Source organism: Microcystis wesenbergii FACHB-1317, from assembly GCF_014696875.1.
Taxonomy (GTDB): Bacteria; Cyanobacteriota; Cyanobacteriia; order Cyanobacteriales; family Microcystaceae; genus Microcystis; species Microcystis wesenbergii_A.
The window spans coordinates 1-25,216 of sequence record NZ_JACJQV010000200.1 but is presented as its reverse complement, the minus strand read 5'-3'; the positions used below and the strand labels follow the sequence as shown (position 1 = coordinate 25,216).

Annotated in this window: 21 protein-coding genes and 3 pseudogenes; 5 read left to right on the top strand and 19 right to left on the bottom strand. The window is 42.4% G+C overall.

Annotated features, from left to right (window positions below):
* Positions 1 to 71: 71 nt before the first annotated feature.
* From H6F92_RS20580 to H6F92_RS20570, 3 genes are all read right to left on the bottom strand, one after another.
* A complete protein-coding gene (locus H6F92_RS20580) occupies positions 72 to 932 on the bottom strand; it encodes a sulfotransferase domain-containing protein (protein ID WP_190359288.1) in 861 nt (286 codons plus the stop codon).
* A 51-nt stretch (positions 933 to 983) separates the two neighbouring features.
* Complete coding sequence (locus H6F92_RS20575; RefSeq protein WP_242030211.1) at positions 984 to 2,687, bottom strand: thiamine pyrophosphate-binding protein; 1,704 nt, start codon at positions 2,685 to 2,687, stop codon at positions 984 to 986.
* Between the two features lie 279 nt (positions 2,688 to 2,966).
* Positions 2,967 to 3,680, bottom strand: coding sequence for a sulfotransferase family 2 domain-containing protein (locus H6F92_RS20570; protein ID WP_190359286.1), 714 nt, complete (start codon positions 3,678 to 3,680; stop codon positions 2,967 to 2,969).
* 348 nt (positions 3,681 to 4,028) lie between these two features.
* Here H6F92_RS20570 and H6F92_RS20565 point away from each other — a divergent pair, with 348 nt between their 5' ends.
* Positions 4,029 to 4,508 carry a hypothetical protein gene (locus H6F92_RS20565; protein WP_190359285.1) on the top strand — a complete coding sequence of 160 codons (480 nt, stop codon included), beginning with the start codon at positions 4,029 to 4,031 and terminating at the stop codon, positions 4,506 to 4,508.
* 116 nt (positions 4,509 to 4,624) lie between these two features.
* Here H6F92_RS20565 and H6F92_RS20560 read toward each other — a convergent pair whose 3' ends face one another.
* The 11 genes from H6F92_RS20560 to H6F92_RS20515 all read right to left on the bottom strand — a co-directional run bounded on the left by H6F92_RS20560 (position 4,625) and on the right by H6F92_RS20515 (position 17,932).
* Positions 4,625 to 5,197 (bottom strand): ribonuclease HII, encoded by a 573-nt coding sequence (locus H6F92_RS20560; protein WP_190359284.1) that lies wholly within the window; start codon positions 5,195 to 5,197, stop codon positions 4,625 to 4,627.
* Positions 5,194 to 7,353, bottom strand: coding sequence for a ribonuclease E (gene rne / locus H6F92_RS20555; protein ID WP_190359283.1), 2,160 nt, complete (start codon positions 7,351 to 7,353; stop codon positions 5,194 to 5,196). Before rne ends, H6F92_RS20560 begins: the two co-directional genes overlap by 4 nt.
* 708 nt (positions 7,354 to 8,061) lie before the next feature.
* On the bottom strand, positions 8,062 to 9,354 hold the full coding sequence (locus H6F92_RS20550; protein ID WP_242030210.1) for an FkbM family methyltransferase: 1,293 nt from the start codon (positions 9,352 to 9,354) through the stop codon (positions 8,062 to 8,064).
* Complete coding sequence (locus tag H6F92_RS26265; protein WP_242030209.1) at positions 9,355 to 9,579, bottom strand: hypothetical protein; 225 nt, start codon at positions 9,577 to 9,579, stop codon at positions 9,355 to 9,357. It lies immediately after the preceding gene.
* Positions 9,572 to 10,327 (bottom strand): DUF2232 domain-containing protein, encoded by a 756-nt coding sequence (locus H6F92_RS20545; protein ID WP_190359282.1) that lies wholly within the window; start codon positions 10,325 to 10,327, stop codon positions 9,572 to 9,574. Before H6F92_RS20545 ends, H6F92_RS26265 begins: the two co-directional genes overlap by 8 nt.
* Positions 10,328 to 10,512: 185 nt before the next feature.
* Positions 10,513 to 11,217 (bottom strand): Uma2 family endonuclease, encoded by a 705-nt coding sequence (locus H6F92_RS20540; protein WP_190359281.1) that lies wholly within the window; start codon positions 11,215 to 11,217, stop codon positions 10,513 to 10,515.
* 82 nt (positions 11,218 to 11,299) lie between these two features.
* A complete protein-coding gene (locus H6F92_RS20535; RefSeq protein ID WP_190359280.1) occupies positions 11,300 to 12,595 on the bottom strand; it encodes a CO2 hydration protein in 1,296 nt (431 codons plus the stop codon).
* 57 nt (positions 12,596 to 12,652) lie between these two features.
* Positions 12,653 to 14,203: an NADH-quinone oxidoreductase subunit M gene (locus H6F92_RS20530; protein ID WP_190359279.1), complete on the bottom strand. Its 1,551-nt coding sequence runs from the start codon at positions 14,201 to 14,203 to the stop codon at positions 12,653 to 12,655.
* A 78-nt stretch (positions 14,204 to 14,281) separates the two neighbouring features.
* Complete coding sequence (locus tag H6F92_RS20525) at positions 14,282 to 15,007, bottom strand: carbonic anhydrase (protein WP_190359278.1); 726 nt, start codon at positions 15,005 to 15,007, stop codon at positions 14,282 to 14,284.
* A gap of 80 nt (positions 15,008 to 15,087) precedes the next feature.
* Positions 15,088 to 16,941 carry an NAD(P)H-quinone oxidoreductase subunit F gene (locus H6F92_RS20520; protein ID WP_190359277.1) on the bottom strand — a complete coding sequence of 618 codons (1,854 nt, stop codon included), beginning with the start codon at positions 16,939 to 16,941 and terminating at the stop codon, positions 15,088 to 15,090.
* Positions 16,942 to 16,987: 46 nt separating this feature from the next.
* Complete coding sequence (locus H6F92_RS20515; RefSeq protein ID WP_190359276.1) at positions 16,988 to 17,932, bottom strand: LysR family transcriptional regulator; 945 nt, start codon at positions 17,930 to 17,932, stop codon at positions 16,988 to 16,990.
* 282 nt (positions 17,933 to 18,214) lie between these two features.
* On the opposite strand from H6F92_RS20515, the gene H6F92_RS20510 reads away from it, so the two are divergent.
* The gene (locus H6F92_RS20510; RefSeq protein WP_190359275.1) at positions 18,215 to 18,925 is read left to right on the top strand and encodes a Uma2 family endonuclease; all 711 of its coding nucleotides are present in this window, start codon (positions 18,215 to 18,217) and stop codon (positions 18,923 to 18,925) included.
* Positions 18,926 to 19,294: 369 nt separating this feature from the next.
* Here H6F92_RS20510 and H6F92_RS27125 read toward each other — a convergent pair.
* Together H6F92_RS27125 and H6F92_RS27120 are read right to left on the bottom strand one after the other, a co-directional pair.
* Positions 19,295 to 19,621, bottom strand: a pseudogene (locus H6F92_RS27125) (transposase); the annotation flags it as partial.
* 194 nt (positions 19,622 to 19,815) lie between these two features.
* Positions 19,816 to 20,001 (bottom strand): annotated as a pseudogene (locus H6F92_RS27120) (transposase); the annotation flags it as partial.
* 683 nt (positions 20,002 to 20,684) lie between these two features.
* Here H6F92_RS27120 and H6F92_RS20495 point away from each other — a divergent pair.
* Together H6F92_RS20495 and H6F92_RS20490 are read left to right on the top strand one after the other, a co-directional pair.
* On the top strand, positions 20,685 to 20,936 hold the full coding sequence (locus H6F92_RS20495; protein ID WP_002790612.1) for an AbrB/MazE/SpoVT family DNA-binding domain-containing protein: 252 nt from the start codon (positions 20,685 to 20,687) through the stop codon (positions 20,934 to 20,936).
* Positions 20,924 to 21,328, top strand: a complete 405-nt coding sequence (locus H6F92_RS20490) for a type II toxin-antitoxin system VapC family toxin (RefSeq protein ID WP_002790613.1) — start codon at positions 20,924 to 20,926, stop codon at positions 21,326 to 21,328. The genes H6F92_RS20495 and H6F92_RS20490 overlap by 13 nt, the downstream gene beginning before the upstream one ends.
* Positions 21,329 to 21,444: 116 nt before the next feature.
* Here H6F92_RS20490 and H6F92_RS20485 read toward each other — a convergent pair whose 3' ends face one another.
* Both H6F92_RS20485 and H6F92_RS26255 read right to left on the bottom strand, forming a co-directional pair.
* Positions 21,445 to 22,353: a DMT family transporter gene (locus H6F92_RS20485; RefSeq protein WP_190359316.1), complete on the bottom strand. Its 909-nt coding sequence runs from the start codon at positions 22,351 to 22,353 to the stop codon at positions 21,445 to 21,447.
* Between the two features lie 45 nt (positions 22,354 to 22,398).
* Positions 22,399 to 23,130 (bottom strand): annotated as a pseudogene (locus H6F92_RS26255) (2OG-Fe dioxygenase family protein).
* A gap of 533 nt (positions 23,131 to 23,663) precedes the next feature.
* Here H6F92_RS26255 and H6F92_RS20470 point away from each other — a divergent pair.
* Positions 23,664 to 24,218: a YbhB/YbcL family Raf kinase inhibitor-like protein gene (locus H6F92_RS20470; protein WP_002787690.1), complete on the top strand. Its 555-nt coding sequence runs from the start codon at positions 23,664 to 23,666 to the stop codon at positions 24,216 to 24,218.
* Between the two features lie 150 nt (positions 24,219 to 24,368).
* Here the strand turns inward: H6F92_RS20470 and H6F92_RS20465 are convergent.
* Positions 24,369 to 25,216 (bottom strand): IS4 family transposase (locus H6F92_RS20465; RefSeq protein ID WP_190359273.1); only part of this gene is annotated, 848 nt, incomplete at its 5' end.

Genomic DNA, 25,216 nt, shown 5'->3' with positions numbered 1-25,216 from the left:
GGATCGTACCATATCTAGGAAAATAATCACCAATAAACTGGTAATTTATTAGACCAATCCGTAGGTATAACTCAAGACATTTCATAACCCGCCTCTTGACATAATGGTTGACAATAGGTGTTTAATTTTTCGATATCTGCCGGCTCTATTGAGTCTTTCCATCCGTCTATTTTCCCCATTCTAAATGTTCTAGCAGAAGGGTTATAAATCTCCCCCAACTGAGAAGCAATAGTTTCATTAAAAGGAATATCCAAATGGTGGCAAATTTTTTCCATCGTCTCCCTTTGTTTTTCCGACTTGCCACCTCCCTGTTCTCCCACCAGATCCTCAAAACGGATAAATAAACAATTTTGCTCTTGAGACCAAGCTAACATAGAACGGAACACTTCGGCAAAATTTCTGATTTCTACTCCCGCTTTTGCCCCATAGCCTCCCACTAAAATAAAATCTAATCTTTGGCTAGGAGACATGGACTTAAAATCCTCTTCTAAAAAGTGTCTTGCTGGCATTTTTCCCGTATCTAAAACAAAGGGAATTGAGGAAGCTATAACAGCACGAGGATCACGAATAATGAAGATATGCTGATAATTCAATTCCTGAAGAATTGGGGTTAACAGAGGTGTCCAAGGAATATGACCTAAAATGTATCGGTTTTGAGCAATAAGAGTTAACCAATGTCGAACAATCGCCAAATCTACATAGTAGGGGGTTAAGGCCCCTATGCTAATTTGTTTTTGGCTAAATTGAGTTTGATGCTCGATTCTTTTTTTAACTTCTCGATAGTTAAAAAATAGAGGCACTTCTTGAACTTCTTGATCTTCAAAATGTTCTTTATAGCCCAGAATTTCAACGGACTTAGCCAATAAATGAGTGCCACTTTTTGGCAAGGAATTAATTAGTAATCGCTTGGCCACTAACTTTGTATAGGACATCGCTTTTCAGTCAATAGTGAATAGGGAAAATATTGAACGGGTTTCATCACCTTAAAACATTCCTATGGGGGGAACATATTCCGAATCAATTCGCACATCTAAGACGGTAGGTTTGCCATCCCGATAAATTGCCTCATAATCTAATTCCTGCAAGTCTTGACTATTACCAATAATATAACCATTCGCTCCCATTCCTCGAGCAATTTGACTAAAATCTACTGATGGTAAAGCAAATTCTAAAGATTCTACTCCCGTTTGACGGTGCCGGTGTTTAACCATACCAAAAGATCGATCATTAAGAATGATAAAAATAATCGGTAATTTTTCGGCAACAGCAACGGCAAGTTCGTTGCCGTGCATTAGAAAACATCCATCACCTGTAAGACAAACCACTGGGGTATTTTTTGCCCCCATAGCTGTTCCAATCGCACTGCCAATTCCCCAACCCATGGGGGCAGTGGCCACAGCTAAACGGAAATTTTCCGGACGGGGTGGGAAGAAATAGTGAATTGTCCAAGCTAACCAATTACCTACATCGACTAAATAGCGGGTTTCTGGGGGAAAATGTTGTATGAGTTCACCGATTAATTGCTGGGGTTTAACGGGGGAATTATCCTCTGAAAGTCGATATCTATCCGGTTCTTTAACGGTAATTTGAGCGGGTTGATAAGGCTGGGAAAATTCGGGGGATAAGCTGGTTGATAACTGCGGTTTTACTTGTCCCCTTTGCCGAGTTTTTTGCAATCTTTTTAGTAATTCTGCCAAGGTGGTTTTGATTGTACCTTGAATGTGTAAACTGGCCATCGGAGAACTTTTAAAATAATCCCTTGCGTGATGAATATGAACTATTTTTTTAGTTAACAATGCCTGATCCCAAGCCGAGGTTTCCCATTGCCCTAAGTTCATCCCAGCCGCTAAAATTAAAGCAACAGAATCATCAGTTAAAGCTTGACGGGCTGTTTGATGTCCAGCGAAACCAAAGACACCTTTTACCAAAGGATGATAAGGATTAACACAGGTTTTACCACCTTGAGTTGTGACAATAGAAGCGTTAATTAATTCGGCTAATGCCATAATTTCTGGGGTGGCTTCCGTACAATCTTGACCAACCCAGATGGCGATGGTTTGACCTTGATCTAAGATATTGTTTATGGTACTATCAAGCTCATCTAAGGCTTTTAAATCAACTAATGCAGCAGCTTGAGTCACTACCTGGGGATAAGCAAGGGATGAGGGAGACTCAACCCGGAAAATATTCACAGGAATACTAAGATGAGCCGGTCCAAAAGGTGAATGTAAAACTGTTGTTAATGCCGCTGCCAATTTTCTTTCTAATTGATTAGGGTGGGTGACGAGGGTGTTATAACGGGTACAGTGCTTAAACATGGCCACTGTATCAATGGTATCGGGGGATGATTCTTGAAAGGCACTCCAGCTAAAATGAGGTAGGGCAGTTTGTGCGGTGATAACAAGTAGAGGTATCCCTTCAGCATAAGCTGAGGCTAATCCTGTAATGAAATTGGTGCTACCCGGTCCAGTTGTGCCGCAGCAAACCCCGATTTTTCCGGTTTCACGAGCATAACCATCAGCCATAAAAGCGGCACCGGTTTCGTGACAAGTCAAAACGGCACGAACCCCCCCGCGTCTTTCACTGCGTGCTAAGGCTTCGTAGAAGGCACTATTATGTCCTCCCGGGATGCCAAAAACGTATTCTACTCCTAATTGCTCTAAATAATCGACAATTAGGTCACTCATGTTTCTTGGCTGGGTTTTTTCTCGTTCTGTCAAGATAATAGGGGATGATGCTTGTGAAATCATTAGATTTTGTCTTGTCAATGGACTATTGTTAGAATATCTCACATAGACGCTGGTTATAATTAAATTAAAAATGGATTTTAGGTTCGATCCCCCCTGCCCCCCTTAATAAGGGGGGTGCCGATAGGCGGGGGGATCAGATTAATTAGAACCACTCACATAGACGCTGGTTTTGAACCCCGGGGCAGAAAATTGGTTTAGCTAAATTTTTGTAAACTCTCAATAACACCCGGCGGCTGTGACGAAAATTTTTTCCGCCGCAATTTCGGATTGATAACCATCAAATGTGTAGCCAAATAAGGCGATGTCATCCTGAAAGTGTTTTTCTACTAATTTTCTGGTTCTGTTGTTGTAATATTCTCGATAATCACGATGTTTTGACTTATTTAAACAGGGCAGAGAAGCTTTAATATTCAGCCTTTGACAGACCCGATCAAAATCAGCTTCTAAAGTTTCGTATCTACCAACAAAGTCAACTATGATTCTGCCTTCTAAGTCAGTAATAAGATCTTTTTGTAGTTTAGTTGCTCCTTTGGGAAAGGGATTTTTTGTACTAATAACCCATTCCAAGTATTCTTCAAAACCAGCCAGAGATTTAACTAATTCATATCTAACATGATCTTTCTGCTTAAGAATAAAATGATAATAGGATACCTGCCAATCCCAAGGGTTTCTGACAAAAGAAAATTTATAAAAATTATTATATACTTCCTCTGACAGTTCTTTTCGCATATCTCTGGCTTTAGCGTGCCAAAGAGAGGATTCCCACATTTCATACAGGGGATTAATTTGCTCTCCTAACATTCTGGGAGGACGATTAATTTTGAATTTTTCAGGTTGTTGTGCATAAGGTTCTAAGATCGCTTTAACGCTTGTCCCCGCAGCTTTTGTGACATGAAAAAAAATGAACTGATGACTGTAGGATATTAACATTAATCTTACGGTGTGATAATAATAGCTCTGTCCGAGATTGATAAGCGTATCAATTTTAGTATAAATTGGACTTGACAAAAGAGACAGAATCTAAATTGTCAGCTTGCCCATTCTGGCCTCCCTCTGGGATATGCCCTAGGGGTTAACCCGATAATGCCCAGAAATGGCTATTTCTTTAAGAACTGAGGATTTTCTGCAAGTTGTGTGCACAGTAAGACTGATGTAGAATGCTGCCAGGCATCGGAATCCCTAGACGGCCGCTATTGTACGCCTTTGCCTTACCATGGACTTTATATGACTGAAATCCCTAGCAACCAATCCAACTTAGTGATTTTAGGAGTCTCATCAATGACGGAAACTACCGCACCCGTCATTGCCTGGGATTTTCTCGGAATTAATCCCGCAGAAATCAACAAAAAACTTGTTTCCTGGGGAATTTCTCTGGATGAAGTCGTTCAAAAACTTGCCTCTCTTGGACTCCCCGGCATTATTTTCATTATTGCTGTTGCCGCATCCAGTAGTACAACCTATCCCATGATTTATGCACTTTTGGGGTTAGGCGGTCCGCTAGGGGTAATTGGTGGACTTGGGGTCTTAGGTATCTCTACTATTATTGGTGACATGGTTACGGGTTATGGCATTGAGGCAGTGCTGAAAGCAGTCTATCTCAAACGTCGTGAAACAGAAACTCAAGAATATCTCATCAATGAGGTGAAAAGTTTGCCAATTTCTCCAGTGCTAAAACTTAACCTGAAAAAGGCTATTGAAGTAGAAATTGTTACCCAAGAACCCCTTTTCACTAGAGAAGTCGAAATTGTTGAAGAGTAGTTTTGACGGGGTTGCTGATTTGAGATATGAATCTTCTTTTCTGGGATTTTTAAAACCTAGACCCAAACTAACTTTTGCATCCGATGACATTCATACCTTGATTCAGCAACGCCTTATCATTGACAGGGACTAAAAGAGAGCCGGTGCTGAGAACTAAGTCCATGGTTGCCAATCGCTTCTAGGTGTTGAGCAGTGCCATAACCCTTGTGACGAGCGAGTCCATAATCGGGATAGCGTCCGTGCCAACGAGTAATTAAGTCATCGCGCCAGACTTTCGCCACGATACTAGCCGCCGCAATTACTGGCGATTGTTGATCTCCCTGAATTACCGCCTTTTGGGGGATTGACAAATCTTTAATAATGTGCTTGCCATCGACCCAGCAGAGACTGGGGGAAAGGGGTAATTTCCCGATAGCTCTGCTCATCGCCAGTAGGGAGGCATGAAAAATATTCAAGCGATCGATCTCTTTAACCGTAGCATAACCGATGCGACAAACAAAATCCCGTTGTATTTGCCGGCTCAATTTTTGCCGTTTTTGGGGGCTAAGTTGCTTACTATCCTTGACCCCCAACTCCCACAGCCGCGGAAAATCAGAGGGGACAGTGACCACTACCGCCGCCACCACGGGGCCAAATAAAGCCCCGCGCCCCACTTCATCGACACCGGCAATTAAGGGTTCTGCGCTCATGACTCATCGACAGTGGCGGAGGAACGACGACGACGACGACGCAGCACCGCAGTTTCAGCCTCTACTTGTGGCTCCTCCGTCACCTCGGCGCTCACCGGGGTTTCTAAAGGAATGACTTCGCTCGGAAAAACTGGAGTTTCGGGCGCAATCGGTTCGGGGGTAAAAGTCAGTGGCGGACTAGCTTCTTGGTTGATTTCCTGACCAACTTCGCTAGTGGTGGAACGACGACGACGGCGCACCAAGGAGCGATTTTCGGCTTCCTCGCTGGTTTCCGTCGCTTCTACCGGGGTGTCCTCGACTTCTAGGGTAGGAGTCAAGGATATTTCAGGAGTAACAGGCATTTCTGGGTTTTCCGCTTCTCTTTCCCCTGCCAGTTTCACGGAAACAATCACCGATTTCGGGTCTCTAAACTCCTTATCCACCAGAATCAGGGGAGAAATGCCCATTAAAGAATAAACTTCCTGTTCTACGGGGGTCATTTCCACGGAAACCCGCTCCCGTTCGGTGACGGGGATATTTTTGCCAGCACCGGCATCTTCTCCCCGTTTCGAGAGACGGGCCGGGCGTTCTCGTTTTTCCTCAAGGCGTTGGGGTTCTGATTCCGGCTCGATTTCGTTGTTAACACCGTTAGTAGAGGCTTTTTCGCTCCGTTCCTCTTTTAGTAACAGTTCCGAGGGACGACGACGACGGCGACGACGAGAATTATTAACCTGTTCTTGATAGTTGGGATGGAAGGAAAGATCTATCTCTTGGGCGTTTTCTTCGGCCTCAAATTCGGAGAAAACTTCTAGATAGGGTTCGGCCGCCGCAACGCTAGGAGCGCTCTTATCTGGTAGAACTTTTGTATTAATTGGGGCAACGACAAGGGTTTCTTTTTCCGCGCGGCTAAGGGTGGGGGTTTCTAAGGCGATGGCGTTGCCTTCTCCGGGTAGATGGGCTAAATGGCCCAGTCCGCCGCAATGGTCACAGGTTTTGCCGAATAATTCATAAATGTTTTTCCCCTGACGCTTACGAGTTAATTCCACTAACCCCAATTCCGATAATTGGGCAATCTGGGGCCGGGCCTTATCGCTTTTCAGGGCCTTATTAAACAATTCCAGCAGTTTCAACTGGTCGCGACGGGAATCCATATCGATGAAGTCCACCACCACCACACCGCCGATATTTCTCAAGCGCAGTTGTCGGGCGATTTCTGTGGCGGCCTCGCTATTAGTCCAGAGTACGGTTTCTCGGGCCGTGGCCGAACGGGTAAAGGAACCGGAGTTAACATCAATTACCGTTAAAGCTTCCGTCGGTTCGATGATAATGTAGCCGCCGGAGGGTAAATCAACCCGGGGTTTGAGGGCCTCGCGAATGGCGGCGTTAACCCGGAAATAGTCGAGAATTGGCTGGGTTTCCCGATGGGAGTCGATATAAACCCCTTCGAGAGCTTTGCCGCCGCCCCAGTTCGTCAATTGCTGTTTAACTCGTTTTACCGCCACCGGGTTATCCACAACAATGCGATTGACATCGGCACTGTACATATCCCGCAAAACCCTTTGAATAAAGTCATCATCGCGGTTAAGCAGGGCCGGGGCGCGGCTGCTGACGGCCATCTGTTGGATGCTCTCCCACTGTTTTTGCAGAAATTCCAAATCCTCGATAATCGCTTCTTCCGCTTTGCCTTCGGCCTCGGTGCGTACCAGCAAACCCATCCCCGCCGGTTTGACCAAAATCCCTAAAGCTCGTAAACGGGAGCGCTCGTCTTCACTGCGGATGCGACGGGAAAGATTCACCCCGCGACCATTGGGCATCAATACCAGATAACGACCAGGGAGAGTGACATTTCCCGTTAGTCGCGGTCCTTTATTGCCGGTGGGTTCCTTCATTACCTGTACCAGCACTTTTTGCTGGGGGGCCAGTAATTCCGTGATGGCACCGGCGGTTTTTTTCAGTCTTAAGGGGCCCAGGTCGGTGACATGGATAAAGCCATTGCGTTCCGCATCGCCAATATTGACGAAGGCTGCATCTATCCCGGGGATGACATTTTCTACTAATCCTAGATAGATGTCGGCCACCTGCTGATTACCTGTGGCTACAACTAATTCCTGAATTTGATCTTCCCAAAAAACAGCCGCTATATGGTGTTGTTCGGCTATGATTATTTGTTTTGGCATTCAATTTCCTCAATCTTTCGGTTTCAAAAGCGACGGACCATGGGCTATTTGTCTATGCTTTGAGGCTACTTCTGGAAATCTGGTCTTGTTAAGAAAGTTCTAAGAAGATGAGTCCGCATCGTTAAAGCCTCATCTTGATGTTCATCTGCCTCTCAGACGTGGGAACTGAGTCTTGGTTTCAGTTGTTAAGTCTGTTTGGCAACTGCCGGCTTGACCCACAATTAGGTAAGCACAGCCAGGAGACGAGATTTTCAATTAATCCCTGAGTCTTGCTCGATAACAGCATTTTTTATCCGTTTCCGCCGGTTCTGTCTATCAGAATCTAGGAAAAAAGGAGTTTTTGAGTTACTCCCCTCGGCAACAGGTTTCTGTGGAAGGGAAAATAGCGCACTTTTCGATTTTCCAAAAACCACGATTCTTTTAAGAAATGCTTTAATCGAGTCTTATAGACGACTATAACTCACTCGGTCACTCTCTGACAAGACGATGATCCCCTGACCAAGATAAATTTTTCGGGGCAAGAAAGGAGTCAATAGCTAGAATTCAGGAGTCAGGAGCAATGATAGGCAATAAAATAGACCTAAAAAGCTATATAGCTGACTTTTTAGGCTAAAATTTTCTTTTTATCTCCTTTTGGCTTTCTAAAGAATTAATTAACCCGCTAGTCCAGCTAGGATTATTCATGAGATGACCGGATTGACGGTTTCCTTAATCCCTTAATTCCCGTTCTGGTAAGGCGATAACGTTCAAAATTCCCTGTAAATCGGCTTCTGACTCGATTTCTAGCAATTCTTGCAGGTAGGGACGATAACGGTATAGTCGATAACCTTTCCCCTTTAACCATCGGGCCGCGGCTAAATTACTGCCTTGATTACCGGCAATATTTTCGTAGAGAATAATCGGGGCAAAACGCTCAAGTAAAAGTTGACTACCTTCTAAAACCGGTAATTCGTGGCCCTCCGCATCAATTTTGAGTAAATCCACCCTTTCTAACTGATAGGTATCAATTAAACTATCGAGGGTAAAACAGGGAACTGCTTCGTAATTGTCTGACTTTAATTGGGCTGCATCGGTAACGACTTCATTTAATTCACTAGCTTGATACAGGGATAAATAAACATTTCCCCTTTGATTACTGGCCGCTCCTCCACAGGGATAAACCCAAGAAAATTGATTAACCCGACAGGTTTCTTCTAGTAACTGGATACATTGGGAAAAAGGTTCGATAGCGATAACTTTTCCCGTTTTTCCGACTCGATGAGCGGCACTAAAAGTATAAACTCCGGCATTTGCCCCCACATCAATAACCGTCATTCCTTCCCTAATACTATGGCGCCAAAATTCCATTTCTGCTTCAAACCAATCCCCTTGCGCGAGTAAAACTCCCGTGACAAAACTGCGAAAACTTGCTTCTACAGCTAGGGTAATATCCCGATCAAAATCTAGATAGGTAAAGGGCTGATTTATATCTAAATTTGTCCAACTTTTACCCGTTACTTTCGCTGTTTCTAACCAAAAATTAGCTAATTGTTGTTGTCCTAATCCCCGATAGGCCAAATAAAGGGCTTGCAAATTCTCGGCATCTTCCGGATCGAGATTAACGGCGCGATGGAGATGAAATAAACCTTCTAGCTGTTGATTAATTAATTTGGCGATACCTAATTGACGATTGAGATGACAGGAATTGGGGTTAACATGATTGGCTAATTCCAGAAATCTTACCCCATTTTGATTATAAAAAGCTAGGGATGAGCGATATAATATTTCTGTGGATAAGAACAAGGTCTGCTCGCTATAATTAGCGGTCTCCAATAAATCCCTTAATAATTCCTGTCGGTTATGGGCAGGAAAATAGTAAATTAAACCCTGGGGGTAATTAGCATTCACCGATGATAGCACTTGGACTAAAGCATTAAAAGCATTTTGTGCCGCTAAATCTCGATCGCCTACTAGATAATAAACTAGAGCTAAATGGGCAGTAGCAAGGGGATAAACCGCCATTTATAGGACTCTTTGCAGAGATTGAAAAGCCATCTCCACATACATCGATCGCATTGGGGAATTTTCCGCTTCAATTAAAGCCATCACCGCACAGTTATGAAAATCTAAAGCCGTTTCTGGTTCATCCCAATTAGTAGATAGATTTTCTGCGATTAAAAACTCTCCATCCAGTGCCGGATTAATTGACTGGAGATACTGACGATAAAGCGCTAAATAATCACTCATAATCTAGTATGACCTGCACCCATTTGGGCGGACGAGAAATCGGATTACCGAGGCGATCGAGAACTAATAACGCCACTAAATGCACGGCAAATAAGTATAATAAACTATTGACAAATATGCCCACAACTGCTATCGATTGCACTTGCAGCAGCGTCGGTTTAGCGAGAATCCCTAACTGGGTGAAAATCCAATCGATAAAATTAGTCGCTTGGGTAATCACATATAACCAGAGATTTTCGCCTAAAAGAATTGAAAACAGCCAAAAACGAAAGAATAAACCAAAAGCACCCAACAGTCCCCCAGTCAAGATAGAAAATTCCCAGCGCGCACCCCGGCGCCAGCATAGCCCCAATTGTAACCCCATCAAGCCGTGGGGAATCAAAAAGACGATACTGCGAGTCGGTCCCATTAACACCGACAAAAGTAAACTGGAAACTAATGCTGTCATGGAAGCACAACGAGCGCCCCAACGTAAATAGGCTAAAGCGATAGGAATCGGGAAGAAAACCCTTAATAACGGTCCGAGGGGAAAATAATAGTCAATTAACCAGATTAAACTGGTAGCACTGGCCAAAAAAGCCGTCTCCACCGTGATCAGGGTAGCGATAGACTTGAGAGGAGATGGTTGGATAGGTTTGGCAGTGGGTTTATCTAGGGGTTTCTCCTCTTCCCCCAGATCTACCCAATTGGTTTCATCTATTGTCTCTTCTGAGGATTGAGCGGGAGAATTAGCGTTAGAATCATTCATTCTATCAGTTATCCGGTGGTCGGGACGGGTTGGCAAGCTATTCTTAGCTTAGACTTGTGACTCCCAGTCAGGCAAGAGGCAAAAAATACTAAGCTGTTGACTATCTAAATGGGAGAGGGGAGTGAGGTGTTAGGGGTGGGGGAATTTACGGAAAATTTACCTGTTTCTCCTCAAAAAAACTGGCTCTAAATACCTTCTAAATCGGCTCCTAACTCGCGTAAGCGAGATTTTAACTGTTCTATTTGTTGTAAGGCTAAAACCTTCTCTTGACGTTCCTGTTTAGCCACTTCTGCGGGGGTAGGAATTAATTCACCCTCCCTATTGAAATAGCGTAATTGTTGTTGATAAATACCCAGAAATAAGCCTAAGCGATCGCTCCATAACCAACCCCGGTCCGTCGGTTCAATTGCTTGATATTGCCCTTCCATTAGCCGAAATCCTTGTAATTCTAAGGTTTCAGGATCGAACCAAAAATAATCGGGAGTGCGAAAAATATCTTGATAAATTTGTTTTTTCTGGCCGCGATCTATTTTGGCGGTACTAGGAGAGAGAATTTCCACGATAACATCGGGATATTTGCCCCCTTCTCCCCAAACTACCCAACTTTTTCGATCTAAGCGTCTTTCTGTTCCCAAAACGACAAAAAAATCTGGCCCGCGAAAATCCTCAGATTTTTTCTGATTAGGACTATAATAAATGCTCAAATTAGCGGCGGCAAAATAATCATTGCGATCTTGCCATAACCATTCTAAACATTGAAGTAAAATCAGAATTTGTTGTAAATGAGCGTAGCTTTCCAAGGGGGGTTCCTCACTCCAGATATCCCTGGGGGGAAATTTTACCTCATCCGCACAAAACTCGTTATTGTCGATGATGGGAAAAGTGGTCATCTTTTTTGAGGTTGGGTGTCGGTTATCTCATTATATCAAAAAAGGTGGGCGATAAACCCACCAGAAAAATAATCAAGAAACCTTAACGATAATTAGGATTTTGGATATCTCTAAGACGCGCTTCGGGGCGTTTAAATCTGTCCATTTGTGCCTCAAAGAATTGACGATTTTTGAGTAAATGTTTGGGATTAGGATCGTCGAGGGGATAGAGTAAAGCAGTGCGTAGAGCTTGAATAACTGCCGAAGTAACATTATACATCGATCGCTGGAAAGTAATACCCAATTGAATCAAAATATCGTCTTCCCCCCGGCAGTTTTGTTGATAGTAATCAATCAGATATTGGGGTAAAAAATGATACATATCATCCATTAACAACGTCGGGGGAATTCCCGCAGTACCCACGGGGAAAACATCCGCGTAAAGAATACCATAGTGAAAGTCTTTTTGTTGGTCGGGAACCTGTTTTGCTTGGGCATTATAGGACTTTGTACCCCGGAAGGGAGCAGTACGATAAAAGACCGCTTCCACATAGGGTAAAGCCGCTTCATAAAGCCAAGTAAAAGCCTTTGATTTGGGGATAATTTCGTAGCATTGACCATCAATATAAACGTGATGGTAAATTGGCCGGCCGGCGATGGCAAAAATGCCATTAACTAGGAAATTCATAGCATCGGGAACACCTTTAAACCCGCCTTCATCGTAGATATCAGACATCTCGAAAAACACCGGGGCCATCACTTCCCAGAATAGTCCTAAATTAGAGTAGTAGGACATCATCCGCACCTGTTCCAAAAACATATCGGGGAACAGGTCATAAAGTTTCATCATCACGGGGTTTTTCTTGAAATAGGCCTTAATAGCGCGGTCGGCATTTTGGCGATATTCTTCTGAATCAAGATAGGCATCAAATAAACCCCAACCCATATCGCGGCCATGCCATAACATGGCTTGCATACAAGCTTCAGCAAATTCCATATTAACGCGGTCATGCCAAAGATGATGGATTAATCTGGGCATTTTTCTGGTTTTACCTTTATCCATGAATTCTAACAATTCAGGGTGAGCAGAACCCGTACCGCGCCAGATGCGTAAATCGGCATTATCGCCAGCGTAATGATTTTGTAGGTCTAGGTATTCTTGGGGTAGAAAATATTTAAAAAAGGGCAAAGGATCGAGGAAAACTCGTTCGGCAATATAGAGCAGATCTCGCCAATAAAAATCCATCGGCACGGCATAAGCTTTATAAATGCCGATAATTTGCATCAGGTTTTCGGGAGTATCCGGTAACATGGAACCACCCGCTTCTAAACGGTGGATAATGTCGGCAAATTCGTGAGTAGAAGGGGGAATTTTGGCTTTGATTAATGTCCCAGTCATAGTTTTAGGTAAAGTAATTAGCAGCGGTTACAATAATTCGGAAACAGCGAGGGATAACTAACTATTACTCAAAAATTTACCCCGATTCAACCAGTTGGTTTTTGAGGACTTTTGCGGAGATTTTTTGAAGACAAAACTAGGTTTTGCTTCCCCCGATAAGCTGACAACCATCGAGTTAGTGGTGGGTTCAATCCAACGGACTAAATAATTGGGTTGAATACCTAAAAAGACGATTAATACCATTAGGACAAAAGCGGGGATAGTTTCCGATTTCAGGACTTTGGGATAGTAGGCAAGTTTATTATCCAATTTACCAAAACAGGTGCGATTAAGCAGGATAACAAAGTAAACCGCCGTTAAACCGGAAGCGATGATACAGAGAACCGTCTGCACGGGAAAACGGGAAAAACTCCCCTGAAAAACGATAAATTCCGCCACAAATCCCACTAATCCGGGGATACCAGCGCTGGCCATACCGGCGAGAATTAACAGAGCGCTAACCAAGGGTAAACCGCGAATTGGGTTCATTAAACCGTTTAAAACGTCTAAATCTCTAGTTCCGGCTTTGCGTTCGACGATGCCCACCAGATAGAATAAGAGGGCGAGAATAAGACCGTGGCTAATCATTTGCGCGACGGCACCAAGGACGCTTAAACCCGTGCCAGCGGCGGCTGCTACCAGTATATAGCCCATGTGACCGATCGAACTGTAGGCCACCATGCGTTTAATGTCTTTTTGGGCAATAGCGCTCAAGGCTCCGTAAATAACGCTAATAACGCCGATAATTGCCAGTCCGGGGGCGATTAAAGACCAAGTTTCCGGGAATAATTGCAGACCAAAGCGAACTAAGCCATAAGTACCGAGTTTAGCGAGGATACCACCTAGTAAAATTGCCGTAGCGGGGGAAGCTTCCGTATAGGCATCCGGTAGCCAAGTATGGAGAGGTACGAGGGGGATTTTGATGCCAAATCCCACTAACAGCAGAGTTAAGAGCAGTAATTGGGTTTTTTGGGAGAAATCGGCGGTGGAGAGGGAGGAATAGTCAAAAGTACCACCGTTGAGGAAACCTATGCCTAAAAATGCCGCTAGGACTAATAACCCAGAGACAGCAGTGTAGAGAAGGAATTTAATCGAAGCATAGCCACGTTTTTCGCCTCCCCAGATAGCAATCATCAGATAAAAGGGGATTAATTCTAGTTCATAGAAAACGATGAACAGCAGCAGGTTTTTGGCCATTAATGCCCCAGAAACCCCGGCGTTAATCAGGAGGATTAGGATGTAATAAAGTCGGGGACGCTCTACTTTTTCTTCGGTACTATAGATAGCTATTCCTGTCAAGAAACAGTTTAAAATAATTAACGGTAAGGACAAACCATCGACTCCGAGGTTATAACTTAAACCGATTGGTTTTGCCCATTCGCGGTATTCAGAAAATTGAAAGCCATTACTGGTTAAGTTATATTGGGTCAGCAGATATAAAGACCAAAGGAGGACGGCGGCAACAAAAAAGAGGGTAATTTGACGTAATTTTGCTGGGGCAAATTTATCGGGGAAAAGACCGACGATAATTGCTCCAATTATTGGCAACCAAAGCAGGGTACTGAGCATATTGGTATCGATCGAATTTATAATGACTGGGATGAGAAAAGGATTAGCCAAACGACACGATGACTAATCTAGAATTGACTAAATTAAACTCACTTTGCCGGTATCGAGATCGTAGTAGGCTCCAACAATTTTTAATTGTTTCTTATCTACTAAATCACCCATGACTGGGGACTTGCCTAATTTCTCTACTTGATAGACAACATTGGATTTAATGGCTCGCTCAAGTTTGTTGGAACCGGGTTGTTTTTCGGCCCGATCAACTCCCACCTGTAGGCCATCGATTAAACGACCGATTTGTCCGGGGAAACGACCCCCTTCAATGGTGGCTTTTACCGCTCCACAACGGGAATGGCCGAGGACAATAATTACCTTAGCTCCTAACACCAACGTGCCGAATTCGAGACTACCAATTTCTTCGGAAGTGGCTAAATTTCCCGCTACCCGACAAACAAATAGATCTCCTAATCCTTGATCAAAAACGATTTCTGCCGGTACGCGAGAATCGGCACAGCCCAAAATTGCCGCAAAAGGGGCTTGACTTTCGGCCACTTCTGTGAGTCGAGCTTGATCGCGGTTAGGACTTTTTTGTCTTCGTTCCCAGAAACGTTGATTGCCTTCCATGAGCATAGTTAAAGCTTGGTCGGGGTTCAATCCCTTATTTTGAGCAGTTAGCCATGGCTCAGAATTAACAGCAGTTTGGGCGTTAGTTTGGGACAGTTGCGAGCCTAAAATAGTAGCGGCCAGACCGGTTCCCAAAAAACCACCCCCATAACGGATTAATTGGCGACGAGAGGTATTGAACATCGGTAGTTGTTTCCATTAATCAGGACAAATTCTATTGTCAGGGCCGGGGATGCTAAAGAAAAGCCTAAGTTATCAAATCTTTAACTGAAAACTAGAGAAATTTGTGCTAGTAGGGGCCAGCAGATGATAATACCAATCAAAGCCACCCCCAAAATAATCGACAGAAAGTAAAATTGGGTCTGGCCTGAGACGTTATATTTCAAACTCTGACCACCAAAAACCGTGGCTAATCCCACCAGATTAACGATCCCATCCACCAGAAAGGTATCGATCCAGTTAATAATTTGCGAAATTAATCCGACGACAAAAACGATGGTGACTTTATACAATTTGGCTGTATAAAGGTCGTTGGCAAAGAAATCTTGAAGGGCTTTCGGTTGAAAAACGATCGGTTTGGAGATATTTTCATTCAGATAAATATATGCTGCCGGAATTACGCCCCCAGCAGTGGAAAGCACCAAGAGAAAAGCCACTCCCAGATTTAAGTTACTTGGTAATAAATGCCATTGCGCTAATAAAATCGGCAGATGAAGGGCGAAACCCATGGTCACAGTCATGGGGATAACTAAGGGCCAAAGAGCTTCCGGAGAGCGCAGGGTCATTGGTTTGATTTTACCGCCAAAGAAAACGCAAAATTCTCTAGTGACACTAAAGGCAGTTAAGGCATTGACCAACAATAGCACTAATAACAGTAAACCACTGATTTCTGCGAGGCGATCGCCCATGCGGGCCAATGACCAAAAACCACCAAAGGGAGGCAGTGCGACTAAACTAGCGGCACCGACGAGATAACAAATGCCAGAAACGGGACGACGAGACCATAAACCGCCGTATTGGCTTAAATCTTGGCTGATATTATTCCAAATGATGTTACCCACCACCATGACTAACAGGGACATAGCGATCGCGTATGTAAAGAGTAACACTAAAGCGGTTTCCGTTTGTCCGGTGGCCACAGCGATAAAAATCAGTCCCATGTAGGCACTGACGGAATAGGAAAGGGAGCGCTTGACATCGATCTGGGCGATCGCAATTAAACCCGCACCGATGGCAGTGACAGAGCCAACAATGATCATTACTTGCAAGGTTAAGGGCGATAATTGCAGCACCGGCTCTAATTTCACCAATAACCAAGCGCCGGTGGAAACGACGACCGTATTCCGCAGAATTGTCGCTGGCATCGGTCCTTCCATGGCCTCATCTAGCCATAAATGCAGGGGAAATTGAGCGCATTTGCCCATCGGACCGGCAATCAGGGCTAAACAGAGTAAATTAGCCACATTGGGGTTTAAATTGGCTGTAGCCGCCCATTGTGTTAATTGGTCAAAGTTCCAGGTTCCCGCCAGGGGTAAAAGGGCCACCACTCCCATCAACAGGATTAAATCGCCAATCCGTTTAGTCAGAAAAGCATCCCGCGCCCCCGTCACTACCAGAGATTGATTGAACCAGAAACCAATCAGTAGATAAGTGCCGAGGGTGAGAACTTCTAGCACACAATAGCTGAAAAATAGCGAATTACAGATAACTAGGGCGCACATACCCCCTTCAAAGAGAGCGACGAGAGAATAAAACCTTGCCCAACCCCAATCCATTTCTAGATAGGCGATCGCATATACCTGCGCGGCGAGGTTTAAGCCAGTAATTAGCAATAAAGCCCCGATATTAACAGCCGAAATCTGCACATCTAAAGATATGCTTAAATCTGCGGCATTTAGCCAATTAAATGCTATAGATTGCGGCGGACGACCCCAAACGGCGAGCAAAGCAAAAAGGCTATGGAAAAAAGCCAAGAAAGTCATGATCAAATTCAGATAACCAGCCGGTCGCGGGCCGGTTTGCCGGATAATACCGGGAGACCAGGGTAGAGCCAGAAGTGCGCCCGCAAAGGCATAAAGAGGTACCAACCAGATAGTCTGGCTGAAGGACTCGAACATATAACCACCTCAAGAAGAAAAATGATCCTGAATTAAAGTTTAAGGTTTAATGGCTCACTAATAAGCTGTGATCATTTTTTAACGGGGCATGAATGGGGATGGTTTGACTAGCTTCCAGCAGGTATTTGAAAAAAGCATCGGCAATCACGGAAAGTTGTTTTCCGGCCAGGTAACAAACGTACCAATTGCGCTGAATCGGAAACTGTTCCACGTCGAGGATGGCTAATTCTCCGTTTTCCCCTTCCGAGATGAGAGTATGCTTAGATAGTACCGATATTCCCAAACCGCCAGAAATAGCCTGTTTAATCGCCTCGTTACTGCCTAATTCCAAGCGCACCTTAACTTTAATATCGTGGAGATTAAATAATTTTTGTACCGCTTGGCGGGTTCCGGATCCCGATTCGCGCATAATAAAAGGTTGATGATTGAGGCACTCAAGGGGGAGATTTTTCTGGCCCACCAATGGATGATCTCGTCGCGCCACCACCACTAGGGGATTTTCGAGGAAAGACTGAGAACACAGTTCCACTTCTTCCGGCGGTTGACTGAGAATATAGAGGTCATCCTCGTTGTTTGACATTCGCTCTTGCAGTTTCTGGTGGTTAGTCACCTGTAGAGCGATGTCGATACCGGGATACTGTTGACAGAATGCCCCCAGTAATCGCGGTACAAAGTATTTAGCGGTGGTAATTACGGCTAAAGTCAGCTTTCCCTGTTTAGTTCCCTTAATATCGGCCACTTTCATCTGAAAGTTGTCCAATTTATTAAAAATCTCTTGACAGGTGAACAGTAATTCCTGACCCGCTTCGGTTAAAAATAAACGTTTGCCAATTTGCTCGAATAGCGGTAAACCCACAGCTTTTGTGAGTTGTTTGACTTGGGTTGAGACGGTAGGTTGAGTGATAAATAACTCCTCGGCCGCCTTGGTGAAGCTACTGTGTCGTGCGGTAGCCTCGAAAACCCTTAACTGGTGCAGGGTTGCCTGTATCAAGTTCTTATCCCCTCCTCAATAATAACTATTTGTCACCATCAATCCTAACGCTTTTATAGATTCTAGTCAATTAACTTTTTGATAAATATAGACTCTACTAGATATAACCGCCGCTTAAGACCTTTTGTCAGCCATCAGCTTTTTTCTCCCTCCTCCCCTCATCCCCACTCCCCCACTCCCCCATCTCCCCCACTCCCCAATTCATAATTCCTATTCATAATTCATAATTCATAATTATCTTGCTACAATCAAAAAACAACCATCTATTAAAAATAAAAGACAATGGTTAGTTATCTTGATATTGACGACGATCTTCTTTTCCCAGATAGTGATGGTCAACCGATGGCAGATAATACCGAACAATATGAGTGGATTGTCAAAATTAAGGAGAATTTAGAGATTATCTTTGCCGATGACCCTAGGGTGTTTATTGCCGGAGATTTACTCTGGTATCCTCTGCGTTCTACTTTGGTTTCACCGGTTGCTCCCGATGTGATGGTAGCTTTTGGCCGTCCCAAAGGACGGAGGGGTTCCTATCGTCAATGGCAGGAAGAAAATATCGCTCCTCAAGTAGTTTTTGAAATTCTATCACCGAAGAATACAAAAGCAGAGATGAGTCGAAAATTAGAGTTTTATGACACATATAGTGTAGAAGAATACTATTTATATAACCCGATGCGCTGTCGTTTACAAGGTTGGCAAAGACAGGGAGAAAATTTAAGAGAAATTATCCCCATCAATGACTGGATAAGTCCCCGCTTAGGTATGCGTTTTATCTGGGATAAATCTAGTTTAGAATTGTATCGTCCCGATGGAGAGAAATTTTTAACAACTGTTGAGTTAGAGTCTCAAATGCGTCAAGAAAAGAAACGCGCTGATAAAGAAAAGAAACGTGCCGATAAAGAAAAGAAACGTGCCGATAAAGAAAAGAAACGCGCGGATCGACTAGCGGAACGCTTACAGGCGTTAGGATTAAGTTTAGAAGAAGAATAATACCATTTTTCTTTATTCGTAGCAGACATGACCATCTCTGTCGTTACTTTGGAAAAATGGTATTTAGGGTTTGCTGAAAAAGTGTATTGGTGGGGTTAGGAGTCAGGAGTCAGGAGTCAGGAGTTTCAGGCTTTGTTGCCCTAGTTTTTTGTACCAGTTTATGTACTACAAAAAGAATAATGCAAGGTTTTTGAATGTCCCAATCCTATTTTCTTGCACTAACATCGGATTTTAACAGGTCAAAAGCCTTATTTTAAAAGGGTTTTACCATTATTCAGCAAGCCCTATTTAGATCAGGTTTTTTTCATAGGTTATTAGTAAACAGTTATCAGTGAACTGATAACTGATAACTGATAAGCTTTTACGCATTTAAGTTACATTGACAGCATTACCCTTATTTTTCAGTTTTCTACTCCATTTAATAATCAATCCCCCTTCATTTAAAAGCTGATTGACTACTTTTTCCAGTTCTTCTTTATTTTCAAATTCTCGATTAGCTATGTATTCTTTAGCGGAATGCCACACTAATTCTATTAGGTGGTAATCTGGACTATAAGCTGGTAAAAACTCTAGCCTAATATTGGGCAACTCTTTTTCCACTTGCTCAATAACATCTTTCTTTTTGTGATCACTAGCATTGTCTAATATAATGATAATCTTCGGTCCTTTTTCTGGAAAATCTTCGGGCAGATTTCCGGCTCTTCGGTTTGTCTTATGCAACGTACAGGGTTATAAGGAATGAAACTCTTATAGAGAAAGACATTTGGCGATTTTTGTTAATTGGTTTCGATCTAGAGCGAACTAATCAATTAAATCTCTTGCCAGATAAGGATTCAGTCGATTTATGCCCCCATATCGAACCATACTAAGTAACGAAGAACCAGATTTCCCAAGTTTATCCATTCTTGACGAATTTCTTCATGAAGTTTCTTTAATTGTTCATGGAAAGTTTCTGAATTTCCTTTTTTGATCATAAAACAGACTCGTTTTTTATCATTATATCTTAAGGCTCCCATCACATTCACCCTTCCTCTTTTTCTTTGCCCATTCACTTTTTTTCGCTTTCCTTTTACTGTTTACGCATTAAATACATCTAAGGGACTTGCGCTTTGATAATGTACCTTTTGGGCGAACGCAGTTCGCCCCTACATTGTGGACAAAATCCGTTACTGTAGGGGCGCAAAGCTTGCGCCCTCCGCTCGCTCAGGTTTGCTGATCACCCTAAGTAGGGGGAGAGCCTTCGAGATGTTAGGGACTTGCGCTTTGATAATGTGCCATCTGGCTGGTCTGGTTTTTCTACGGAGCGATTTTCTGGCTGGGATATTATTTCTACGCCAGTCCCTAAACTAGATATTCCCCCCAATGCTTCCCCTGCATACGCTGGTTTTTTCATTTTGCAACATAAAATCGGAGAGGCTCGTTTAACAGCGCCAACAAATGCGCGTTAACTAACATCTTGACCACGGCTGGTGGGTTTGTCCCTTTTTGCCAAAATACAAGCAGGCAGCTAACTCGGATTCAGGATAATCTGTGAAGCTCTCGGCGAAAGCCTCAAGCAAGGTTCTGAAGACGAGGTGGATCAACGATGGAAACAGCGATCGCACTACAAATAAAGGTAGGTTAAGCTCAGGAGCGTAACCCAGCCAATTCGGGGAATATTGTTTGTGTAGAAATGTTGCGTTTCATGAATGTCAAAACAACCTATGGCTGCTCATTTTATGTTAGGCTCAAATAGAGAAAATTTTTTAAGATTCTGGTAATGGAAACTACAAAACTATCTAGTCAGGGTCAAGTGACTGTTCCTCCGTCGTTACGAGAGCAGTGGGAAGAGGGTCAAGAATTAATCCTAATTAATGTAGGGGATGGAGTTTTAGTAAAGCCTAAAAAACTTTTCTCGAAAACAAAGTTAGATGAAGTTGCTGGCTGTTTGAACTATCGGGGTAAAGCAAAAACCACTGAAGAAATGGATCTAGCAATTGCTGAAGGAATACAAAAATCATGGAATCATTGATCGCTATTGACACAAATGTTATTGTTAGATTAATAACAAGGGATAATGAGGAACAATATCAAAAGAGTTTTAAGATATTCCATGATAAAAATATCTTTATTGCTGACACGGTAATTTTAGAAACGGAATGGGTATTGCGATTTGCCTATAAATTTAAGTCTGTTGAAATTTGTCAGGCTTTTAGAAAAGTTTTTGGTTTACCCAATGTGTATTTGACTAATGAAAGGCTGATTTTAAAAGTTATTGAATGGCATGAAAATGGACTTGATTTTGCTGATGCTTTTCATTTGGCATCTAGTCTTCATTGTTTCGAGTTTTATACTTTTGATGAGAAATTCATTAAAAAGTCTCAAGATTTATCTAGTTCAAAGGTGAAAAAGCCTGATTTATAAATTAACAACGGTAGGTTAAGTTAAGGAACGTAACCCAGCAAATTAAGGGAATATTGTTTGTGTAGAAATGTTGGGTTTCATGAATGTCAAAACAATCTACGAAGCGGCGATCTCACTCAGGTTTTGAGATTAACGGCAGTAACTCCTACACCTATTAGAAGAATTGTTACACCAATTAGTAAAATATAACTAGGAGCTTCATCAAAAACAATATAAGCAAGGATACCTGCAAAAATAGGTTCAAACATAACAGCCAAGGTAACAATAATAGGTGATGTCCACCGTAGCGAGAGATTAAGACAATTTTGCCCTATAATTTGAGCAAAAATCGCCATCAAAAATATATACAAATAGACAATTATAGGATGGCCAATATAATTTGTTTGAAAAAAATAGGGTAAAGGGAAAAGAGTTATCGCTGAAGCACTATAAGCAATCACTGCATACAAACTTGTTACTAATCCCTTCCGTTGTGCCTCTTTACCAAACAAGAAATAGATGCTGTAAACCCATGCACTAACTAAAGACAGTAAGTTTCCTAAGATTGGATTTTGGGCAGGTGTGCCTCCTTTCATTCCATCATTAGCAATAATAAGTCCTCCAAATGTTGCTATTGTAATTCCTATAATTGTTTCTTTTGATAATTTCTCCCCAAAGAAAAATCTTGATATTAGTGCAACCCAAATTGGACAGGTTGTAACTATTGCAGTAGAAGCAGTAACTGATGTATAAGAAAGAGATAAAAACCAAGTAGCATAGTGAATAGCTAGACAAATACCAGCTAAAATGGAGTATCTAATTGCGTTAGGCTGTATTTTAGCGTGTTTTAATTGTTTCCAAAAGGGGAACATTAATAAAGAGGAAATTATCAAGCGAGAAGCTGCTAAAAATAGGCTAAATCCTATTCCATCTAATCCTGTTGTTTCTGTTGCAAGTTTAACAAAAATAGCAGCTGTTGATATTCCAAAAACTCCGAAAAAGAGAATTAAAAAAATTTTTCCAGTATTAAAATTTACTTGATACATTTGCATTCACAATCAGTAATAGAGTGGGTACATAGTCTTGATCTTTTATAGTTTAGTAAATGTGATAACTAAGGTATCACGATATCCTTCCTGAGCATCTTTGGAAGGTTGAATAGCTGAAACACTGTGCATTAATTTCTCATCATCCAAAAAAGTACAATCCAGAGGATTTTCTAAAAAATAGCTAAAAAAATGCTGTTTTTGATCATCCTACAGATGACTCTCTCCACCAATAATATTTTTTCTGCTGATTAGCATAATAAAGACATAGGTTACTCCATCTCGATGAATTCCTTCTGGGGTAGGGAAGCCAAAATCTTGTGCATTTGTCATAATACGAAATTGATGAGCTTCTATATGCCAATCTTTGGTTTTCATACTGATTTCCTCAAAGGTATTAATACACAAGCTAATTATTTTAACAAATACTAAACTCGATTGAATTTCGGCTTTAATTGGCTCAAAATATCTTTTGATTCCTCCATTTAATACATTAAACTCTTTGTATTGATAATGAGGTTCCCCCTGCCTTTCTATTAATTTTTTTTGAGATCCCTCATATCTAAATACTGAATATCTACGATAACGATAACGACCTCCATCATTCATATAGCTATCTACTTTTAAATCATTCCAACTTTCAAAAAAATGTTGTAAGTCTTTTTTCGTCAAATCAACATTTGCTTGTAAAACATCTGCTCGGATAAGAGAAAAGCTTTGTTTAGAGATTTGTTTAGCTATATATTGAGCTATATTATTGTGCTTTTTAATTGTCATTTTATTTCCTCTTAGACTGACAATGATAGGTGTAATCCAAATTAAATGCTGACAAGCAGCCTAGCAAAAAATAGTTTTGCATGACAGGTTCGGTAGAGCCAAACAAAGCTCATCGCCTCCGAAGCAATAGCTGGATTGGATGAGAAGCCTACTAGAGCATCAATTTTGTTTTGAGGGATAAAAAAAGAGCTAATCTGGAAGAAGTTATCCAACTTCAGACAAAAAGAAGAGAAGTGTAGGAGTATGTCACAATCAAGCATATCCAAGACAAACTTTGGCATAACAATATCAGTAGATGGAAAAGTTTTTGTCCAATAGCGATCGCTATTGGTTTTGTGAGTTCTCTGCAACATAGCAAGAACATTGTAACCGTTCAGGGGGGGGTGTCAAGCAGCCAGCATGGGTTACGCTACCGCTAACCCATCCTACAAATAATTGTGCCTCCCTACTTATTCTTCCACAAATCTGTAATGCTGGGGGCGTTTCCCCAGTGAGATTGTCCCCTATCTTATCCAGAGCGAAGGAGTAATTTTATGTTTAAAGCAGAGATTGTTGCCGGCTTGATTGCATTGGGCGGTTTTAGCTTGGGCGCTCAAGCTATGACATTAATTAGCCCAACAATTGAAAACGGTAAATCATTACAAAATGCACAAATCTATAATGGATGGGGATGTACTGGTAAAAATGAATCTCCCGCTTTGAAATGGAGCGATGTTCCCAAAGGAACTAAGAGTTTTGCTGTCACTATGTACGATCCTGATGCACCAACAGGAAGCGGTTGGTGGCATTGGGTGGTCGTCAACATCCCGGCAGATGTGCGTAGTTTACCAGAAAATGCTGGCGTGAAAGACAGTAAAAAGCTTCCTCAAGGGGCGATTCAATTGCGGAATGACTTCGGCTACAACGGCTTTGGTGGTGCTTGCCCACCGGAAGGCTCAAAACCCCATAACTATCAAATTACTGTTTACGCATTAAATACATCTAAACTAGATATTCCCCCCAATGCTTCCCCTGCATACGCTGGTTTTTTCATTTTTCAACATAAAATCGGAGAGGCTCGTTTAACAGCGCCAACAAATGCGCGTTAACTAACATAAGCTGTTCGTAATTTAAATTGCTTGTTGAGACCAGGCAAGAGGCACTCATGCAAAAGGCACCCCCCCCTTATCAAGGCTATCCATTAGTCACATCTTTCTTAACATAAAATTTGACAAAAAGAGAAAAGTGTGCCAGATGGCTCAAGGGGGTTCTATGGGGGAACTAATTTGATGAGATAGTTTCCAAGTCTCGCTGATATCATGTAACCTTCGCAGTCCCAACCAAATAGTTTTAACACCTGGTTCACCGTCACCTTTTCTACCTAAAAACCCCCCAAGAGAAGCAATCATTCTGACCGCTTCTCGAAAGGAGGGCGGCTTTTCAGGTGGCGGACTCTTTTTATGAATAGTGGCACACAAAGATTGCCATTCATGTTCTTCCAAAAAACTTTCACAACTCTCCTCTCCGTGTAAGCGTGCTTGATAGGTTAACCAGAGTAATCTCCAAGCTACAATTGAATAGGTAGCTAAGGCCATCTCAATTCTCCGACCCGTTTCTAATTGCAGTTTTTCTAGTCCACAACCACTTTTTAAAACAAAATGATAGCGTTCTATTAACCAGCGATAACTATACCAGCGCACGCAGGTTATCGCCGATTCAAAGCTACTAATGTCTAGGCTAGTTAAGAGGAGCCAACTGATAGGATTAACCCCGGTATGCGGATTTTCTTCTTCAGCTAAAATTACCGGTAATTTGACTGGTTGACGAGGGGTCGCCTTGGAGTGATGGCTAGGTACTTGTATTTCAAAACTGGCAAATCTAACTGTTAGTTTAGCTAGTCTAGCCTCGTGATTAGGATTGCGTTTTACTTGCACATCTAGGCTACCACAGGCTTTTATTTCTCTGATGGATTGATGTAAATATTTAGTCTCTGGATGCCCTGACCTTTGCTTATCTTCGAGATAGTTAACTTTTCGGTTATGAGTTCCTCGAATTAATAAATGAGAGTTAGGACTTCTTGATTGGGCAAATAAATCAAATATGTCTG

Bases quoted from the DNA above. Each gene is read 5' to 3' on its own strand.
- H6F92_RS20580 (WP_190359288.1), bottom strand. From the start codon at position 932: ATGTCCTATACAAAGTTAGTGGCCAAGCGATTACTAATTAATTCCTTG.
- H6F92_RS20575 (WP_242030211.1), bottom strand. From the start codon at position 2,687: ATGAGTGACCTAATTGTCGATTATTTAGAGCAATTAGGAGTAGAATAC.
- H6F92_RS20570 (WP_190359286.1), bottom strand. From the start codon at position 3,680: ATGTTAATATCCTACAGTCATCAGTTCATTTTTTTTCATGTCACAAAA.
- H6F92_RS20565 (WP_190359285.1), top strand. From the start codon at position 4,029: ATGACGGAAACTACCGCACCCGTCATTGCCTGGGATTTTCTCGGAATT.
- H6F92_RS20560 (WP_190359284.1), bottom strand. From the start codon at position 5,197: ATGAGCGCAGAACCCTTAATTGCCGGTGTCGATGAAGTGGGGCGCGGG.
- rne (WP_190359283.1), bottom strand. From the start codon at position 7,353: ATGCCAAAACAAATAATCATAGCCGAACAACACCATATAGCGGCTGTT.
- H6F92_RS20550 (WP_242030210.1), bottom strand. From the start codon at position 9,354: ATGGCGGTTTATCCCCTTGCTACTGCCCATTTAGCTCTAGTTTATTAT.
- H6F92_RS26265 (WP_242030209.1), bottom strand. From the start codon at position 9,579: ATGAGTGATTATTTAGCGCTTTATCGTCAGTATCTCCAGTCAATTAAT.
- H6F92_RS20545 (WP_190359282.1), bottom strand. From the start codon at position 10,327: ATGAATGATTCTAACGCTAATTCTCCCGCTCAATCCTCAGAAGAGACA.
- H6F92_RS20540 (WP_190359281.1), bottom strand. From the start codon at position 11,217: ATGACCACTTTTCCCATCATCGACAATAACGAGTTTTGTGCGGATGAG.
- H6F92_RS20535 (WP_190359280.1), bottom strand. From the start codon at position 12,595: ATGACTGGGACATTAATCAAAGCCAAAATTCCCCCTTCTACTCACGAA.
- H6F92_RS20530 (WP_190359279.1), bottom strand. From the start codon at position 14,203: ATGCTCAGTACCCTGCTTTGGTTGCCAATAATTGGAGCAATTATCGTC.
- H6F92_RS20525 (WP_190359278.1), bottom strand. From the start codon at position 15,007: ATGTTCAATACCTCTCGTCGCCAATTAATCCGTTATGGGGGTGGTTTT.
- H6F92_RS20520 (WP_190359277.1), bottom strand. From the start codon at position 16,941: ATGTTCGAGTCCTTCAGCCAGACTATCTGGTTGGTACCTCTTTATGCC.
- H6F92_RS20510 (WP_190359275.1), top strand. From the start codon at position 18,215: ATGGTTAGTTATCTTGATATTGACGACGATCTTCTTTTCCCAGATAGT.
- H6F92_RS20495 (WP_002790612.1), top strand. From the start codon at position 20,685: ATGGAAACTACAAAACTATCTAGTCAGGGTCAAGTGACTGTTCCTCCG.
- H6F92_RS20490 (WP_002790613.1), top strand. From the start codon at position 20,924: ATGGAATCATTGATCGCTATTGACACAAATGTTATTGTTAGATTAATA.
- H6F92_RS20485 (WP_190359316.1), bottom strand. From the start codon at position 22,353: ATGTATCAAGTAAATTTTAATACTGGAAAAATTTTTTTAATTCTCTTT.
- H6F92_RS20470 (WP_002787690.1), top strand. From the start codon at position 23,664: ATGTTTAAAGCAGAGATTGTTGCCGGCTTGATTGCATTGGGCGGTTTT.